Origin of the sequence: Methylocystis sp., assembly GCF_051061225.1 — a bacterium.
GTDB lineage: Bacteria > Pseudomonadota > Alphaproteobacteria > Rhizobiales > Beijerinckiaceae > Methylocystis.
In genome coordinates this window covers 14,307-30,086 of record NZ_JBPFEB010000149.1, presented here as the reverse complement: position 1 = coordinate 30,086, position 15,780 = coordinate 14,307, and the positions used below count along the sequence as shown (strand labels likewise).

16 protein-coding genes, 1 tRNA gene and 1 pseudogene are annotated in these 15,780 nt (G+C 57.9%); 3 read left to right on the top strand and 15 right to left on the bottom strand.

From position 1 onward, the window contains the following. Positions 1 to 154: 154 nt before the first annotated feature. Positions 155 to 1,099, top strand: coding sequence for a hypothetical protein (locus ACR652_RS26080; protein WP_434509391.1), 945 nt, complete (start codon positions 155 to 157; stop codon positions 1,097 to 1,099). Between the two features lie 109 nt (positions 1,100 to 1,208). On the opposite strand, the pseudogene tnpA reads toward ACR652_RS26080, so the two are convergent. Next, a pseudogene (gene tnpA, locus ACR652_RS26075) lies at positions 1,209 to 1,642 on the bottom strand (IS200/IS605 family transposase). 293 nt (positions 1,643 to 1,935) lie between these two features. Next, entirely contained in the window at positions 1,936 to 4,029 is a 2,094-nt protein-coding gene (locus tag ACR652_RS26070) for a DEAD/DEAH box helicase (RefSeq protein WP_434509413.1), read from the bottom strand. Between the two features lie 226 nt (positions 4,030 to 4,255). Between ACR652_RS26070 and ACR652_RS26065 the strand changes: the two genes are divergently transcribed. Beyond that, a complete protein-coding gene (locus ACR652_RS26065) occupies positions 4,256 to 4,474 on the top strand; it encodes a hypothetical protein (RefSeq protein ID WP_434509390.1) in 219 nt (72 codons plus the stop codon). A gap of 377 nt (positions 4,475 to 4,851) precedes the next feature. On the opposite strand, the gene ACR652_RS26060 is transcribed toward ACR652_RS26065, so the two are convergent. Next, on the bottom strand, positions 4,852 to 6,213 hold the full coding sequence (locus tag ACR652_RS26060; protein ID WP_434509389.1) for a hypothetical protein: 1,362 nt from the start codon (positions 6,211 to 6,213) through the stop codon (positions 4,852 to 4,854). Positions 6,214 to 6,556: 343 nt separating this feature from the next. Between ACR652_RS26060 and ACR652_RS26055 the strand changes: the two genes are divergently transcribed. After that, complete coding sequence (locus tag ACR652_RS26055) at positions 6,557 to 7,147, top strand: tyrosine-type recombinase/integrase (protein ID WP_434509388.1); 591 nt, start codon at positions 6,557 to 6,559, stop codon at positions 7,145 to 7,147. A gap of 14 nt (positions 7,148 to 7,161) precedes the next feature. Here ACR652_RS26055 and ACR652_RS26050 read toward each other — a convergent pair whose 3' ends face one another. The 12 genes from ACR652_RS26050 to rpsK all read right to left on the bottom strand — a co-directional run bounded on the left by ACR652_RS26050 (position 7,162) and on the right by rpsK (position 15,727). Then, entirely contained in the window at positions 7,162 to 7,338 is a 177-nt protein-coding gene (locus ACR652_RS26050; protein ID WP_434509387.1) for a hypothetical protein, read from the bottom strand. Positions 7,339 to 7,383: 45 nt separating this feature from the next. After that, positions 7,384 to 8,154 (bottom strand): hypothetical protein, encoded by a 771-nt coding sequence (locus ACR652_RS26045; protein ID WP_434509386.1) that lies wholly within the window; start codon positions 8,152 to 8,154, stop codon positions 7,384 to 7,386. 19 nt (positions 8,155 to 8,173) lie between these two features. After that, positions 8,174 to 9,442, bottom strand: coding sequence for a tyrosine-type recombinase/integrase (locus ACR652_RS26040; RefSeq protein WP_434509385.1), 1,269 nt, complete (start codon positions 9,440 to 9,442; stop codon positions 8,174 to 8,176). Positions 9,443 to 9,591: 149 nt separating this feature from the next. Beyond that, a tRNA-Thr gene (locus ACR652_RS26035) sits at positions 9,592 to 9,667 on the bottom strand. Positions 9,668 to 9,766: 99 nt separating this feature from the next. After that, positions 9,767 to 10,114, bottom strand: a complete 348-nt coding sequence (locus tag ACR652_RS26030; protein ID WP_434509384.1) for a LapA family protein — start codon at positions 10,112 to 10,114, stop codon at positions 9,767 to 9,769. A 115-nt stretch (positions 10,115 to 10,229) separates the two neighbouring features. Continuing rightward, positions 10,230 to 10,520, bottom strand: coding sequence for an integration host factor subunit beta (ihfB, locus tag ACR652_RS26025; protein WP_434509412.1), 291 nt, complete (start codon positions 10,518 to 10,520; stop codon positions 10,230 to 10,232). A 47-nt stretch (positions 10,521 to 10,567) separates the two neighbouring features. Beyond that, positions 10,568 to 11,539: a signal peptide peptidase SppA gene (gene sppA, locus ACR652_RS26020; protein ID WP_434509383.1), complete on the bottom strand. Its 972-nt coding sequence runs from the start codon at positions 11,537 to 11,539 to the stop codon at positions 10,568 to 10,570. Between the two features lie 89 nt (positions 11,540 to 11,628). After that, entirely contained in the window at positions 11,629 to 11,949 is a 321-nt protein-coding gene (gene cutA, locus ACR652_RS26015) for a divalent-cation tolerance protein CutA (RefSeq protein ID WP_434509382.1), read from the bottom strand. A 2-nt stretch (positions 11,950 to 11,951) separates the two neighbouring features. Continuing rightward, positions 11,952 to 13,415, bottom strand: a complete 1,464-nt coding sequence (locus tag ACR652_RS26010) for a DegQ family serine endoprotease (protein WP_434509381.1) — start codon at positions 13,413 to 13,415, stop codon at positions 11,952 to 11,954. A gap of 127 nt (positions 13,416 to 13,542) precedes the next feature. Continuing rightward, entirely contained in the window at positions 13,543 to 13,956 is a 414-nt protein-coding gene (rplQ, locus tag ACR652_RS26005; protein ID WP_434509380.1) for a 50S ribosomal protein L17, read from the bottom strand. Between the two features lie 261 nt (positions 13,957 to 14,217). Continuing rightward, entirely contained in the window at positions 14,218 to 15,237 is a 1,020-nt protein-coding gene (locus ACR652_RS26000) for a DNA-directed RNA polymerase subunit alpha (RefSeq protein WP_434509379.1), read from the bottom strand. A gap of 100 nt (positions 15,238 to 15,337) precedes the next feature. Beyond that, positions 15,338 to 15,727 carry a 30S ribosomal protein S11 gene (gene rpsK / locus ACR652_RS25995; protein ID WP_003609316.1) on the bottom strand — a complete coding sequence of 130 codons (390 nt, stop codon included), beginning with the start codon at positions 15,725 to 15,727 and terminating at the stop codon, positions 15,338 to 15,340. Positions 15,728 to 15,780: the final 53 nt, after the last annotated feature.

Below are 15,780 nucleotides of genomic sequence, written 5' to 3'. Positions count from 1 at the left end.
TACAGAGTGGGTTGAATAGCCGAGCCGTCAAGAGAAAAGGGCTTTGACCTCATCCTTATAAACCCGATTTCCATAAAAAATTCTTGATTTTTACGGCGCGGGATAGTGACCTGTCCCAAGAGCCAATTGGAATTCACGCAAGCAGGGTGACGTTTTGGACAACCGCATTCGCGCAAATGAAATTTGTATCGTCGGCCTTCCAAGCTGCGGGTACGTTTTTTCGTCTTCACCGAGCTGCTTTATTGCATACGGATTTAATCGTAGCAGCCTCGAAATGGAAGTACTTCGCTCCATACTCAAAGATCGAAGAATAGAGACTTATGAGGCGGGAGGCTCTCTCTCGCCTGCCCAGCAGGTCTTCTGCCAAAAAATCTGCTCTCGAATAATACAATCGCAGTTCTGTATCGTGCTTTTAAACGAAGATACCGTCGGGCAAATTCAACGACCGAACGCCAATGTTAACATGGAATATGGGCTGATGCTGGGATTTAACAAGTATATTATTCCCTTCCAGCACGATCAAGAGCAACTACCTTTCAACGTTGCGGCGCTTGATACTGTTAAATACAACAGTTCAACTTTTCGAGCAAAGGCTGAAGAAGCAATTGTTCTGGCTATAAGTCAAACAGCGCAAAAAGAAAGCCAGCCTAAGGCAGTTGATCCAGACATCGGTGCATATTTACTGCTGCACGGATGGATAATATCTCCGATTGAAACAGCCGGAGACCGGGCGGTTTACCAGTTAGGTGCGATCTGCGGCTTCAATCTCTGTAATGATTTCGCTGGCAACCGCTACATGTTTTTTGGAAACTTCTCCAGACTCAGCCCATCCGCAATTGCATGGCGAATAGCAAAGCTCGCCGAGATAGTGCGCCAACGTATTAACGGCCTGGACTTTAGGGTGGATATTGGGGTCATTTCCGAGACGCAGAGAGAATTGTTTCGCATCCTATGCGAGCAGCTGACAATATGGATTTTGGTTAGCAATGAAGACGATCGAAATGAGGTTCTTCGATTGGCCGATGGCTGCCCGATAATGTTGAATATTTTTACCGTCGCGGATGTCTCAACTGATGTTGCAGAATCCAAAATGCACTAAGTATCCCCCGGCAAAGCCGGGGGCTTTATGATGTGAGCCGCTCATAGCGGCTGTGGAGTCGCTTACGCGGCCCCGATTTTGTGGGCCGCCTAAAGGCGGCTGCACAGCGTCATCGCCACAGGTTCAACTGCTCCAGCCGGGCATCTTCGAATTCCTGGTTGCGAATTATATTCCCGGATCACCTGCTCGTCTCGCCCGACGGTCGAGACGAAATATCCCCGCGCCCAAAAATGCTGCCCCGCGAAATTGTGTCGCCGCTCCGCGTAAACTCGCGCCAAATGGATCGCACTCTTGCCCTTGATGTATTCCACGACCTGAGAAACTGGGTATTTGGGCGGGATCGCGATCATCATGTGCACGTGGTCGGGCATCAAATGCCCCTCCTCGATTCGGCTCTCCTTCTGCACGGCCAGCTTCTTGAACACCTCCCCAAGATGACGCCGCAGTTCACCATAAAGCGCCCTTCTGCGACATTTGGGAATAAACCCAACGATGGTATTTGCAGTCCCTCCGCGTGTGACTTAAGCTCTCATACTCGTCCATCGTCCGATTTCCTCATCGTGTGCTTGGCGGCTCCCGACTGGAAATTACGACGGTGGACTGCCGAAAACGTCAAACTTCTACTGCCACCCCGGCATAGCCGGGGGAACTCCCTTACGGTTTACGGGGCCAAATGTCATGACCACTGGGCACATGGTTGCATATAGGTAGCTGCGAGCGTTTCGGTCGCATTGGGGGACAAACAGCTTCTTCCACTTGCGATTGGCCCGGCCCGTCATGCATTGCCCCCATCAATCTCGACGACATTTCCCCATTGAAAGCGAGCCGCTTTTACCTCACCCCGCCAACCAACGATCAACATCAAGCGCATACCGTCCCTCCCCACTGAAATGGTGGAAGAAGGATGCGTCCTTATCCACACTCTGGCACGGCAGATACATGAAGTCGTTCGCATTCTTCTTTGAGCGATCGAATGGAAACTCCATGCCTTCGGCCAGACGGATCAGGTCCGAAGCGATGCTCAAGTATTCCTTTGCCAAGACTGAGCGGCTGAGAGGGATCACAACATGCCACCGCCTATGATCGGGTGCCGAAGAGAATGTTGAATGGATAACCATCTCAAGGCCAGAGAAAGCCGAAGCAAACTCAATGGGACAACAGTTCTTTTCCTTGCTGTCCATATCCAAAAAGATAATGTTCGAGTAAAGAATATCCTTCATCCGTCTTCCTCGAGGCTTATCTCCTTCCATCACGAACGCCGTGCCATTGAAGAGCTGGTTGTCTTCCTTACGCGCGAACCTTCGCTCATGCGCTGTTTGCAGCAGCGCCACAAGACTATGGAATCCTTCTTCATACGTTGTTACAAACTTATCCGAGTTCGGCTTGCCCAGTATAGATACGGGCCATCTCCTCTCTTCAGTAACGGGAGCAACAACTTCTCTTATTAAGGTCTTTCCGTTACGGGATCCGTGAAACTTTTCTTCTCCAGCGACTACTAGCCCCTGTAGAACTTCTAGTTTCCTTTCGTCCTCAAGGGACCTTTTCTTCTCCCGGCTTTTACGAGCTCTTTCGGGCCCAGTCTTTGCACTAGAACTCTTTGGGCGGCCCGTCGTTGGGACTGGCAGTGCGCCGATAGCTTCCGAAGCGAACCTGTGAACCCTAGAACCCGGAAACAGGCTCTGAAGCCAAAGAGCCATATCCTTATCCATCACAACGATTTTCTTAGGCGTGACTTCGAAGAGCGCCGAAGGCTCCTCGCGAAGCGAGGTTCTACAAATGAATTGATAATAGATATCCGCATTTCTGAGGTCCCAGACGTTCTCCCGTGTGAAGCCGAACTGGGAAACAAGAAACGCCGCCTGATCATTGCTCAGGTTGAAATGACCAAAAACCGCCGCACAGTCGATGTGCCGATAGCTGTTCTGCCCGTGGGCCTTTGGTTCAACATACTTTGCGTTTGCGAAACCCTCTAGCAGACGCAGGTTATCACTCGCATTTAGCGTGTAGATGAAATCCTCCCCTTTGAAGACCTCAGTGACGGCTCTCCTGAACTCGGTCTCAAGGATCCACATATGCTTCTTTTTGAATTGCGCCGAGTAGTCCTGGCAAAGGTAATGGATATTCAAAGCCTCGCCAACGGCTTGCGGATGCACAGATGGGAGGTCTAGCTGCTTTTCTAGGGTGTCTCTTCTCACAAATTGAACGCCCCAGTGGCTCCAAAGCTGATACAGCTCTGAGTGGGTGAAGTTCGCTCCCATGATCGTGACGCTCTTGAAGCCTTTGAAAATGGAAGGCGGCGTCACATGGTAGAAGGTAACTGAGTTCGACCTACCCGCGGAAAACTTCTCGAAAGGTTCCGTCGTCACGTAGGTCTTGTCTCCCAGATGGAGACGCTCGGCAGTCTTCGCGAGGCAGACGATAGCTGTATCAGTCTTACTCTCATCCCAAAGGGATTTTATCGCGGCTCCTGAGCCCTTACGGAGGCTCACCGTCGAGTAGCTACATTCAGAAATCGGAGTAACCTCTAGATGCGACAGGAGCCGATCCCTGATGCTTTTCGAGTCGACGAGCGTCACGCGGAAGATCTGCGGGCACTCGTCAACGATTGCGTGCCAGTCCTTCAAATCGCGCGCCTTTACCCATCGCCAGGCAACAGAGGTAATAATCAGAACTCCACGGGCTCCGGGGCTACCAAAGAAAGCATGAATTCTTTTTGCCACGCTGGCATCGTCGTTCTTCCCATGGATGACTTTTAGATTGTCGTCGTAACCGAGCTCCTTGAACCTCTTTGCTGTCTGCTCGATCAATACGGTCGTCGGCATCATCAGGACAAATTTATCATCCCACCTCACCCTATGGATGATGTGTCGAATGGCGGCTTCGGTCTTACCCGCCCCACAGATTGCATCGATGTAAGAGTAACGCATCATCAAGCCTCAGCACTTTTGTTCGCGTTCATTCCTTCAGCAAAAAGGGTGGTCGCGCCATTTCACACGTGAAACGAGCGCCACGCGGACGCCGTTCTGCAGTGCATCTCAAACGCTTCGCCTCGCGTTTTCGTTTTACCTAAATACCTTCGAGTGGGCGCTTCCCGCCCCTTCGCGATAAATCGAACACAGCGGACTTGCGTTCGCTGCAAGACCGAAAGGATTTCCAATGAGTGGACTAACAATTGCGGAAAAGATCGAGTGCCTCAAAAATCTTCTAGCCGACCCGGATGACTGGATTAGCTACGAGTTGCTGCTGCTGTCTAAGGCCGCTGAAGAAAGCGATGAGGCCAAGAAGGAAGGCGGGCGCGAAGCGAATAGCGGCACAACCCTCTGCGCGCGTAAAAGCACGAGCCCGAGTTCAGCGGCAAAAGAAATCACGGAATAGAAACAAGGGCGAGGCCAGAACATGGATACAACCAACTCAATAGTCGCTTTCCGATGCCCCGCTTGGTTAAAGGAACGAATGAAAGCCTGTGCCGAAGCCAAAGGCCAAAGGCTTTCGTCTTTCATCCGTTCCGTTTGCGCAGAGGCTCTACGCGGTCAGCTTCCCGTGAGCGGGCTTCCTAAGCAACCCACCGAAATCGGAGGCCGCCAATGAAGCCGTTGCGCGCAATCGTGCGACCTCCGACGGTTCCGACTCCCAGACCCATTAGGCCCATCAAGCCTATCCGGCCCCCGAGAAAGAGGCTGATGGGCTTCAAGGTGTCCAGCCAAGGTAAGAAGAAGAAGGATAGGATGCCTCTATGCGGCGATGCCAAACCGCTAAGCCGCTTTCCCGGAGTATACGATAAGCTTGACCTCCCCAGACGGCGAGTCAAGTTGCTGGACATCATCCTTGGCCGGCTGCGCTAGGAGCTTTTGGACCCGTTTTGAGAGCTCCGCTTCGCTTAGCCCTTGCAAGTGATCAGGGAGCAGATTCAAGAGTTCCTCGACGCGCGTCTTTGCTTCCAATCTCTTCTCCGCTGGAAAGACTGGCTCGAACATGGCCTTTCGGTTGCTCCGCAGTTCGTGCTCTAGCCTGGATGCTTCCTCGTATCTCTCACGGGCACGCGAATAGACCTGCTTCTTCTCGTCCCAAGGACCCTGACCGGTGGACCTATATATGAGGGACAAGAGGCGGCGAGCTCCAAACTGTTTGACATATTCTTTCATCACTGCCAGTTGGAGTTCGTCCTTAGTAGGGGAGACGATGACCGCTCTAATTCCAAGGTCCTTCTTTGTTTTCTTTTTCACCTGCCTTTCCTCGTATTGGATGAAGTTGAAGTGGTCGGTGATCTCGTAGTATCCGAACTTGAATTTCGCGTCCGAGCCGAAATCCAGGTAATCGTCCTTTTGCTTAATGAGCCACAAAAGGAAGTTTTCGAATTTCTTGTCGCTCCGGTTTTGCTTCTTTTCTTTCAGTTCATCTTCACCAAGGCTCGAACTCATTTCGTTATTCGTCTCGATGCTATTGATAGCGCGTATCTGGACGGGGAACTTTTCGGTTCTTGAGCCTTCAACTGTCTCTTGCAGAGCGCTCACGAGTTCCCGGACCAGCTTCTGAATCTCGGGGGGAATTGAGCCTGTTCCCGTCTTAAACGCGCCCCGATCAACTTCGATTCGCGCCAGTGTGATTGTGCTCTGTTGTTTAGCTGAAACTGGCTTGCGCCATTGTTGGCGCCAACGTCGTATTTCCTCCGCCGGGGTCGTTGGCGTAATGAGTGGCTTCGGCGCGGAGCCCCCCTTCCACTTCGAGCGATCCTCAGTGATCTCGTCGCGCGTGAAGGTGTCCTCAAAGCAAATTGCAAGCTCATCTGCTTTCAGCTGCGATACCTCATAGAGAGCGCGCAGCGAGGTTGGCAAGCGGCTTTCGTAATCGGGGTAGTCTTTGCGAATACGGAGGATCGTTCCGCCGGCCTCGGCATACTTCGTGAAGTTCGGAAGCGAGCCAAAAGTCTTGTCCATATGGTAAGTTCGCCAAAACTCTCGAAAGCTGGCGTTGTAGCCTTTGGTTCTGTGCGAATGGCTTCGCCGGACTTCCCAGGCGAGCTCTGCAAAGTCAAGGACAGAGCGCCGCGCTGAGGTCCACGAGGCGACGAGGCGATCAGCAAGGTCTTTGTTCAACGCGATAGGCGACGGGTCCATGGCACACTTTCCACTAGCAGTGTCGGGGAGATACTGCATCCAATTGACGGGTGAGGGTTCCCTTGCACGACAAGGTCCGAGAAATGTTGATCAGGTCGATCACCTTGGCAAGAGGGATGTTTTTTCGTCTGTCCCCTTATTCTAATTAAAAAGAAAAAGGATCGGATCTCTCACCCCTTCCCGTATTTACAAATGCCCTCCCCGATTTCATTTTAAAAGGTTCGTTTCACAACCAGTGCTCGCAAACCGCTGAAAAACGTCAGTGAGAAAAATTCCAGCTAGCCCATCCGGGAAAAATCCATTATGTTCCACTACTGTTCTCATCCTTTATAACGAGTTCGCCATGGCCCTCACCAAGCAAGCGAAGACCCTCTCGAAGGCCCAAATCAACGCGGTGCAATCGTTCCTGCAGAAGACGCGTCATCCCCTGCGCAATCGGCTCATCTTTCTGCTGTCAGTGAAGGCCGGACTGCGCGCAAAGGAGATCGCCTGCCTGACATGGGACATGGTGACGGATGCGGGAGGAAATCTCTCCGATGCAATCCACCTCACGGATCTCGCGGCGAAAGGAAACTCCGGTCGCGTTATTCCCATGAGCAAGGATTTGCAGGTCGCTTTCGCAGCCGTGAAGCGTGAAGCTGACAATGCAGTTCGGCCGAGCGCATTCGTCATCACGACGGAAAGAGCCGGTCGAACTTCTTCTTACACCATCGTCAATATGTTTGCGGACTGGTATCGCGCTCTCGGCTTCACAGGCGCATCAAGCCACAGTGGACGCAGAACCTTCATCACGAACGCCGCCCGGAAAATTTCCACGGTCGGAGGGAGTCTTCGTGACGTGCAGTTGCTCGCCGGTCACACGGCCCTTTCGACGACACAACGCTACATTGAGGCGGATGGTCTGGCGCAGCGCCGGATTGTTGATCTGGTTTGAGAGCCCTCCCGCCTTCACGCCAAAAAGTCTACAAGCCTACCGTTCTCGTCGATGGCCCGAACCCGCCTATCGGGGAACTGCCACTTGAGCTGCTCCATAGCGGTCTTGATGAGCAGCGGCTGGTTTTGCGTGATCGTGTAGGTGAGCCAACCGCCATCCAGGTCCTGTGCTTGAACTTCAACGCGATCCATTTCTCTTTCTCCTGTCTGTTATCACCGCTTCCGAGCACGTCTGGATTAGTAGATGCAACCGAGGTAGGTCGTCCCAAATCGCTGAACCGCAGCTTGTCGCAGGTCGGGGTCGCACGTCTCAGCTATATGCAAGCCTCGGCCGGTTACCACCCCTGTCATCGCCCTAACATAATTTCGACCAGGGCTTTCCTCGACAGGGGGCGGTTCCATGAAGAAGGAATAACGGAGGGATGCCCATAGCTCGAAGCCAAGCTCGATTTCGATGCCCTCTTCATACCCATTGAACGAATCGTTCTTGATGGTTTTTTGCAGCAACCCGATTTCCTCGAGAAGCATGCTGCCTAGGCAATGCGCCGCGTAATCGGCAATTTGAATCCCAGCGCATACCCTTGAGTCTTGATTGAGCACCACTTCGCACGATTGGAGAAGCTCGCTGGGCTGGGAGTCACAGAACGCTATTCCCTCATCAAAAAACGCCATATGCCGGGTCTCTAACAATCCGTTCCTTTTGATCAGCATTCCCAAACATCGTAGCGCCTCCCTGCCAAGCGACTCTCGCTCTGATCGAGGGAGCACAAGGACCCCAACCCGACAATGGGCGCGCAATAGATCAGCAAGGGCGCTGCGCAGCTGGAGTTGTTGGGGGCTTTTGGTCATTTGGGAGCTGCTTTTGAATTCATCCACCTTCGGTTGGAGCCCCACTCGCGTGATGGCTCCCAACACCAAAGGGGTCAGCTCTTCTTCCGAGTAGATGAAAGCCCCGACGATAAATCCGCCGTGGTCCCGTATGCTTTCGTCGAAATAAAAAAATCCCATTTTCTTGCCGTCGCTCCTGTTATGCGCTCTCGTCACCAATCAACCAGGCGAGGCCCTGAGCTGCACCTTCTCGACTCGACCAGCGCCCCTTCGTAAGCTCCTCAGCAGAGGCGACGTTGCTCGTGTGGCCGTAGTGCTTTTCCAGCATCTCCACCGAGGTGCCCATATTCCGCGCAAGGATGAATTGATGCACGCCCTCCTCCAGCCGGAAGGTCGCGTAGGTGTGCCTCAAGGAATAAATTGTCCGCTTGTTGCCGTGGCTGTCTGTCTCGACGCCAGCGGATTTCAGAAGGGCCGCAAAGGACTTCTTGAACGAGGCTATGGGGCTTCCGTCGCGGTTACAGAATATGAAGTCGTCGGCCGAAGGTGCTCGCTCCAGCTCCTCGGAACGCAGCTCGAAAATTCTCCGGAAATAGGTTTTCACATCAGCCGTGGCGGCGACAACCTCACGTGGTCCGGTCTTGCCTGTGACATACAGCACCACATCGGCAGGCCGGTCGCTTTGCCTTGAAGTTGGCAGCTCTCTCACGTCCCGCCATTTCAGCTGACGCGCCTCGCCCACTCGTATGCCCGTCTCCGCGAGGATTAGAACGTAGTTTGCGAGCATGGTCCGGTCACGAGCAACCCATGGGTGTCCATTCGTGAAGGCGCACAAATGCCCTGTCAGCTTCGCCCAGTCGTTCCGGTCGAAGTGGGGCCGACGATTGTTCTCGGATTTGATTTTGGGGAAAGTTGGGATGCGGTCGATGTAGGACCGTTCAACGCACCAGCCGAGGAACTGCTTCAGGTCCATCGAGTAACGCTTGATCGAGGTCGGAGACAGTCTCCCGTTCCTCGACCGTTGATGAAGCCACAGGTTCAAATCTAACAGCGTCGCTGTCGTGACGTCCTTAAGGCTCATGGTCCCGAAAAACGAATCGGTTCTCTTGAGAAACTGAAGCTGAAGCTTTCTTGAAAAGCTCGGTTCTCCAAGGAGGGAAGCCTCTCTGACATACTCCTTGATCGCCACTGAGACGCGCTTGGACGCGATGTCCTGTCCGCTGGCTACCCTCGCCAAGCAGCTAAGGAAAAGGTCATCAGCGACCTTGTATGCCGCGTGCTCATCGGTCGTCTTGGTGCTCTGCGAGATATAGCCCTTCGCTCCGGGCACCTTCACGCGGCAGAACCACGTCGGCTTCTTGTAGTCCGCTCGACGATATAAATAGATTTGACCGTCTCGGAAGCTCCGGCTGTCCAGTTCGGTCTTGGCTTTTCGCTGTTTCTGAGAAGAATCAGGCTCTTGGTGCAACGCTCGATCCCTTCGCCACGCTTGGCTAGGCATCGGCTAACGATAAAACGAAACGTGAACAGAAAAAACCGGTTATTTTCCGTTGACGCTTTTTGCGCCACGGCGACTGCACGGAGATTTCTTTAAGTTCTTGTTATTATTGAAGTATTTGGTGCCGCAAGAGGGATTCGAACCCCCGACCCCATCATTACGAATGATGTGCTCTACCAGCTGAGCTATTGCGGCATGCGCGCCTTGGCGGCGCGGCTTTCTCATATCCACGCGCGCGGCATTTTTCAAGCGGCTACGGCGGATTGTTTTGTCTCTCCAACCGCTTTTCCGCCGTCAGCGCTTTCCAGCCTTCGCCGTGGAGTCGGCCGGGAGCTGGGCAAGCGCCTGCTGACGCAGCTTCTCGACCTCCAGCCGCGTCTTCTTCGCTTCCGCACGGGCGATCTTCGCGTCGCGGCGCACGGAAAGATGCCCAAGCCAGGACGACACGCCCCCCGCCAAAACCCCGATCGCCATCGACGCCAGAACCACGAGGAACATCGGGGCCTCGACCGACGGACCAGAGCCGTCATTGGCCGCGAATGGATCGAGGCCGATTCGCACGGGCGTCCGGTTCGCCATGGAGAAAAACAGGATCAGCAGCGCCAGCGGGACAAAAATGACGATGCGCAACACAGCTTTCATGAGCTCTTCCCCGTTGGTCGGCAACGCGCCGGATGGGTTCGACGGCGCGTTGGCCTCGGGAGCCCGGCGTCATGTCTTCACTCCGCGCGCCACGGGGGCGCGCGGCCAGCGGCTCTCAGCCCTCATAATTCTCGTTGAGGCGCTCGCGCATTTCCTTGCCTGTCTTGAAGAAAGGCACGGATTTTTCCTCGACCGAAACCTGCGCGCCCGTGCGCGGATTGCGGCCCGTGCGCGCGTCTCGCTTCTTGACCGAAAAGGCGCCGAAACCGCGCAGCTCGACCCGGTCGCCCCGCGCCAGAGCCGCGGTGATCTCGTCCAGGATCGTGCTGACAATCGTTTCGACGTCACGCTGATAGAGGTGGCTGTTGCGACGCGCAATACGCTGGATGAGTTCCGACTTGATCATCACCTGGGTCCATTTATGTCGTTGCATCAAAACGCGTTGCGCCAATGTCAGCGCGCGTCGAAACCCTGCCAAATCGCCAGTAGACCGTCAAGACGGCTGCGCCGTTCCGTCGCGACGGCCTGATCGAGCGCGAGGGCGAGGGAGTCCAGCCCCACCGTTCTTGCCGCGCCCGCCGCGCCCTCCACGAGCCCGAGCTGCTCCATGCTGGTCTTCTTTTTCCAGTCGCGAACCGGGAGGTCTTTCGTGATGTTCTTGTTCTTCTCGAGCCAGGCGACCGCCTCCCGCTCGCCGCCGAGGATGTCGACGAGCTTCAGGGGGACGCCCTGCCGCGCCGTAAAGACCCGCCCATCCGCGACTTTCGCCAGTCCTGCGTCGTCGAGGCCGCGGCGCGCCTTCACAAGGTCCTTGAACCACGTATAGGAATCGGCCACCAGGCTGGCGATCGCCGCCCGCGCCGCCTCGCTCGTCGGCTCGAAGCCGTTGGGCGAGGCCTTGAGAGGCGAGGATTTCACCTCCTCCACCTTCACGCCGACATTCTCCAGCAGCTTGTAGAAGTTCGGATATTGAAACAGCACGCCGATCGAGCCGACGAGCGAATTGCCTTGCGCCACGATCGTGTCCGCGGCGATCGCGGCGATATAGGCGCCCGACGCCGCCACCGCCCCCACAACGGCGACGACCGGCTTCTTTTCATTCAGCCGCCGCAGCTCGTCATAGAGCTTTTCCGCGCCGGTCGTCGTGCCCCCGGGGCTGTCGATGGTCAGCAGGACGGCCTTGGCCTGGCTCGACTCGCCGATCTTCTTGATCAGCTCCAGCGTATCCTTGTCGCCGAGAATCATCCCCTGAAGGGAGAGGCGGGCGATATGCGGGGTCAGCTTGTCGGTCGAATCAGCGCCGGTGACGCGCGAAAGCATCACGACGAAAGCAAAACCCGCGGCGGCGATGGCGGCCATGCGCCACCAGCCAAGCTTGCGCCGAAGGCGGCGGCGGTCAATCAGATAGTCCGTAGGCGCCGACATGTCGCTCCTTCATGGGCTCGTGCTGTGCTGGCTTTTAAGTCCGCTTCACGGGTTTTGCAAAGCCGCGCCCTCGCCGCGCTCTCGCGGGCTCAGTCGCGTCGCACGGATTGGGCGACCCAGGCGGCATAGGCGGGATCGGCCTCCGCCACGTCGATTCGCAGGATCTCGGGCGTCTCATAGCTGTGCAGCCGGCGAACAAGCGCCGCCAGCGCCGCGTAGTCCTCGGCGCGATGCTTCATGTGAAGCAGATATTCCCCCGCCTCGCAAAGCTCGTCCTTCCAGACATAATGACTCGTCACTGGCGCGATCTGGATACAGGCCGCGAGCCGCGCATCGAGCGCGGCCCGCGCGAGCCCGCGCGCCGCCTCCTCGGAATCGACCGTCGTCACGAGGATAGCGAGCCCGGTCACCCTCAGCCGCCGACGACTGTGGTGAAGACCTGCCCGCCGCGGGCCAGCGTGATTTTCCAGTAATAGGCGCGCGACGCCGCCACCCGCTCCATGTCGCGCGTCGATTCGATCTTCTGGTCGTTCACCGCGATCAGCACGTCACCGCGCTGGAGATTAAGCTGCTGGGCGAAGGAGCCGTCCTCGATCTCGGCAACGGCGACGCCATTGGCGGCGCCCTGCAAGGACATTTCCTCGGTGACGGCGGGAGAAATGTTCACGACGGTCGCGCCGGCGAAGGGCGATTGCCCTTTCAGCTTGACCGCGTCGCGCGGCGGCGTCTCCGGCGCTGGCGAGAGCCGGATCGGGGCGACGATCTTCTTGCCGCCGCGCAAGACGCCGAGGCTCGCCTGCCCGCCCAGTGGCTTGGTGCCGAGCCGATAGCCCACGGCCTCCGGATCATCCACCGGCTGGCCATCGACGGAGGTGATGACGTCGCCGCGCTTCAGCCCGGCTTCCGCTGCCGGGCCTTTGGGATCGACGTCGGCGAGGAGCGCGCCCGTGGGCCGTTCGAGACCAAGGCCTTCCGCGATCTCCTGAGAGAGCGCCTGCAAGGTCGCGCCGAGCCAGGGGCGCTTCACCATCTTGCCGCCGCCCTTGGCCGTCGCCAGCACGCTTTTCACCATATTGACGGGAATCGCGAAGCCAATGCCGACGGAACCGCCGGATTTGGAGAAGATCGCGGAATTGATCCCGACCACCCGGGCGTTCATGTCGACGAGCGGACCGCCGGAATTGCCGGGATTGATGGCCGCGTCGGTCTGGATGAAAAAGCCATAGTCGGAAATGCCGACATGGGTGCGCGCCAGCGCGGAGACGATGCCCTGCGTCACCGTCTGGCCGACACCGAAGGGGTTGCCGATCGCGAGCGTCAGATCACCGACCTCGAGCGCATCCGAATCGCCGAGCTCCATGGTGGGAAAGTTGGACCCGTCCGTCAGTTTCAGCACCGCGAGATCGGTGCGCGGATCGCGCAGAAGGATCTTCGCCGGAAACTCGCGCTTGTCGGCCAGGGCGACCTTCACGTCCGTCATGCCTTCGATGACGTGATTATTGGTGACGACAAGGCCGCTCGGATCGACGATCACGCCCGAGCCCAGCGACTGCGCGGTGTTCGGCCGCCCCGGCATGCCGCCGCCGCCGCCCTCGCCGAAGAAGCGGCGGAAGATCGGATCATCGAGAAAGGGGTTGGCCGGCATGCGCTCGACGCGCGAGGCGAAGACGTTGACGACCGCCGGCTGCGCCTTTTTGACCACAGGGGCGAAAGAGAAGGCGATTTCGGCGCGGCTCTTCGGCACGGCGGGGCCGTCGGCGGCGGGGGCTTGCGCGAAAGCCGCGGACGGCTCCGCCCGGCGCGCCAGGACGGCGGCAGACACGCCGACGGCACCGATGAGGACAGCAAAGACAATCTTGCGCAAATCGAGGCGCATCGGCCGCTCCGTCAGAGAATCGATTCCGCCGCGAATATAGGCGCGAAATCAGCTCCCGGCGAGAATCGCGGCGCAAATGAAAAAGGCGGCCCTGCGGCCGCCTTTTCCGAAAGAACGGGAGAAAGGCTTACGCCTCTTCTTCCTGAACCTGCACCGGGCCGGCGTCCTGGCCACGGGCGTCGACGTCGCGATCGACGAATTCGATGACCGCCATCGGCGCGTTGTCGCCATAGCGGAAGCCCGCCTTGAGGACGCGCGTATAACCGCCGTTGCGGTCCTTGTAGCGCGGGCCGAGCACCTCGAAGAGCTTGCCGACGAGCTTGACGTCCTTGATCTGGGCGATGGCCTGACGGCGGGCGTGGAGATCGCCGCGCTTGCCGAGGGTCACGAGCTTCTCGACGACCGGGCGCAGATCCTTCGCCTTCGGGAGCGTCGTGATGATCTGCTCATGCTTGATGAGCGCCTGCGCCATATTCGCGAACATGGCCTTGCGGTGCTCGTGCGTGCGGCCGAAACGGCGCTTCTTGTGACCGTGATACATGTGGCTCTCCGTTGGTTATGACGGCCGCCGTGCCAAGGAACGGCCATCCTGTTATTCCCCGCCCTGCTGGCGGGCATTCGAATGCGGCAAACACCGCGCTTGCCGTTGATCCCATACCTCCCCCTTGCGGGGAGGTCGGCGGTCGAAGACCGCCGGGTGGGGGTCCGCGCCGTTCCGATAGCGATGGGGCCCTCCCCCCCCCGACCCGGCTTCGCCGGGCCCCCCTCCCCGTAAAGGGGAGGGAGAGGTCACGCGAAAGCGTCAGTAATGCTCTTCGAACCGCTTCGCCAGATCGTCGATGTTCTCCGGCGGCCAGCCGGGCACTTCCATGCCCAGATGCAGGCCCATCTGCGCGAGAACTTCCTTGATCTCGTTGAGGGACTTGCGGCCGAAGTTCGGCGTGCGGAGCATTTCGGCTTCCGACTTCTGGATCAGATCGCCGATGTAGACGATATTGTCGTTCTTCAGGCAGTTCGCCGAGCGCACCGACAGCTCCAGCTCGTCGACCTTCTTGAGCAGCGCCGGATTGAAGGCGAGCTGCGGAATCGAGGGGGCGGCCTCTTCGCGGCGCGGCTCCTCGAAATTGACGAAGACGTTGAGCTGATCCTGCAGGATGCGCGCCGCGAAGGCGAGCGAGTCCTCCGGCGTGAGCGCGCCATTCGTCTCGATGGTCATGGTCAGCTTGTCGTAGTCGAGAACCTGTCCCTCGCGGGTGTTCTCGACGCGATAGCTCACCTTCTTGACCGGCGAATAGAGGCTGTCGACCGGAATGAGGCCGATCGGCGCGTCCTCGGCGCGGTTGCGGTCGGCCGGCACATAGCCCTTGCCGGTCGAAACCGTGAATTCGATGCGGATCTCAGCGCCTTCGTCCAGCGTGCAGATGGCGAGGTCGGGATTGAGAATCTGGACGTCGCCCGTGGCCTGGATGTCGCCGGCGGTGACGGCGCCGGGGCCGGTTTTCTTCAGGGTCAGGCGCTTGACGCCCTCGCCCTGATACTTGATCGCGATTTCCTTGATGTTGAGGACGATGTCGGTCACGTCCTCGCGCACGCCGGGGATCGACGAGAATTCGTGCAGCACGCCGTCGATATGGATCGAGGTGATCGCCGCGCCCTGAAGCGACGAGAGAAGAATACGGCGCAGGGCGTTGCCGAGCGTCACGCCGAAGCCGCGCTCCAGCGGCTCGGCGACAGCCGTCGCCACGCGGCGCGGATCGTCGCCGGGCGAGACCTCGAGCTTGTTCGGCTTAATGAGTTCCTGCCAGTTCTTCTGGATGCTCACTGGGACGCCTTTCCTTGAAGCTCCTGTGCGCGGCCCGGCGGGGAGGAGCCGGAACCGCGCGCGAAATATGCTCGATGAAAGTAGGCTTCGCGCCCTGGCGTCAGACGCGGCGGCGCTTGCGCGGGCGGCAGCCGTTGTGCGGGATCGGCGTCACGTCGCGGATCGAGGTGACGGTGAAGCCCGCCGCCTGCAGCGCGCGCAGCGCCGATTCGCGACCCGAACCCGGACCCGAAACCTCGACTTCCAGCGTGCGGACGCCATGCTCGCCAGCCTTGCGGGCGGCGTCCTCGGCGGCCATCTGCGCGGCGTAGGGGGTCGACTTGCGGGAGCCCTTGAAGCCCATCGAGCCGGCCGACGACCAGGACACGGTGTTGCCCTGCGCGTCGGTGATGGTGATCATGGTGTTGTTGAACGTCGAGTTCACATGCGCGACGCCGGAGACGATGTTCTTGCGCTCACGGCGGCGAACGCGGGTGGTTTCCTTGGCCATTCTTTTGGTCCTTCAGGCGCGCCCGTAACGCCAGGCGCTGGGGATTGAGGTTG

Excerpts from the sequence above, each read along its gene's own strand:
- ACR652_RS26045 (WP_434509386.1), bottom strand. The coding sequence starts at position 8,154 with ATGGGATTTTTTTATTTCGACGAAAGCATACGGGACCACGGCGGATTT.
- rplQ (WP_434509380.1), bottom strand. The coding sequence starts at position 13,956 with ATGTATCACGGTCACAAGAAGCGCCGTTTCGGCCGCACGCACGAGCAC.
- sppA (WP_434509383.1), bottom strand. The coding sequence starts at position 11,539 with ATGTCGGCGCCTACGGACTATCTGATTGACCGCCGCCGCCTTCGGCGC.
- rpsK (WP_003609316.1), bottom strand. The coding sequence starts at position 15,727 with ATGGCCAAGGAAACCACCCGCGTTCGCCGCCGTGAGCGCAAGAACATC.
- ACR652_RS26060 (WP_434509389.1), bottom strand. The coding sequence starts at position 6,213 with ATGGACCCGTCGCCTATCGCGTTGAACAAAGACCTTGCTGATCGCCTC.
- ACR652_RS26010 (WP_434509381.1), bottom strand. The coding sequence starts at position 13,415 with ATGCGCCTCGATTTGCGCAAGATTGTCTTTGCTGTCCTCATCGGTGCC.
- ACR652_RS26030 (WP_434509384.1), bottom strand. The coding sequence starts at position 10,114 with ATGAAAGCTGTGTTGCGCATCGTCATTTTTGTCCCGCTGGCGCTGCTG.
- ACR652_RS26070 (WP_434509413.1), bottom strand. The coding sequence starts at position 4,029 with ATGATGCGTTACTCTTACATCGATGCAATCTGTGGGGCGGGTAAGACC.
- ACR652_RS26050 (WP_434509387.1), bottom strand. The coding sequence starts at position 7,338 with ATGGATCGCGTTGAAGTTCAAGCACAGGACCTGGATGGCGGTTGGCTC.
- ihfB (WP_434509412.1), bottom strand. The coding sequence starts at position 10,520 with ATGATCAAGTCGGAACTCATCCAGCGTATTGCGCGTCGCAACAGCCAC.
- ACR652_RS26065 (WP_434509390.1), top strand. The coding sequence starts at position 4,256 with ATGAGTGGACTAACAATTGCGGAAAAGATCGAGTGCCTCAAAAATCTT.
- ACR652_RS26055 (WP_434509388.1), top strand. The coding sequence starts at position 6,557 with ATGGCCCTCACCAAGCAAGCGAAGACCCTCTCGAAGGCCCAAATCAAC.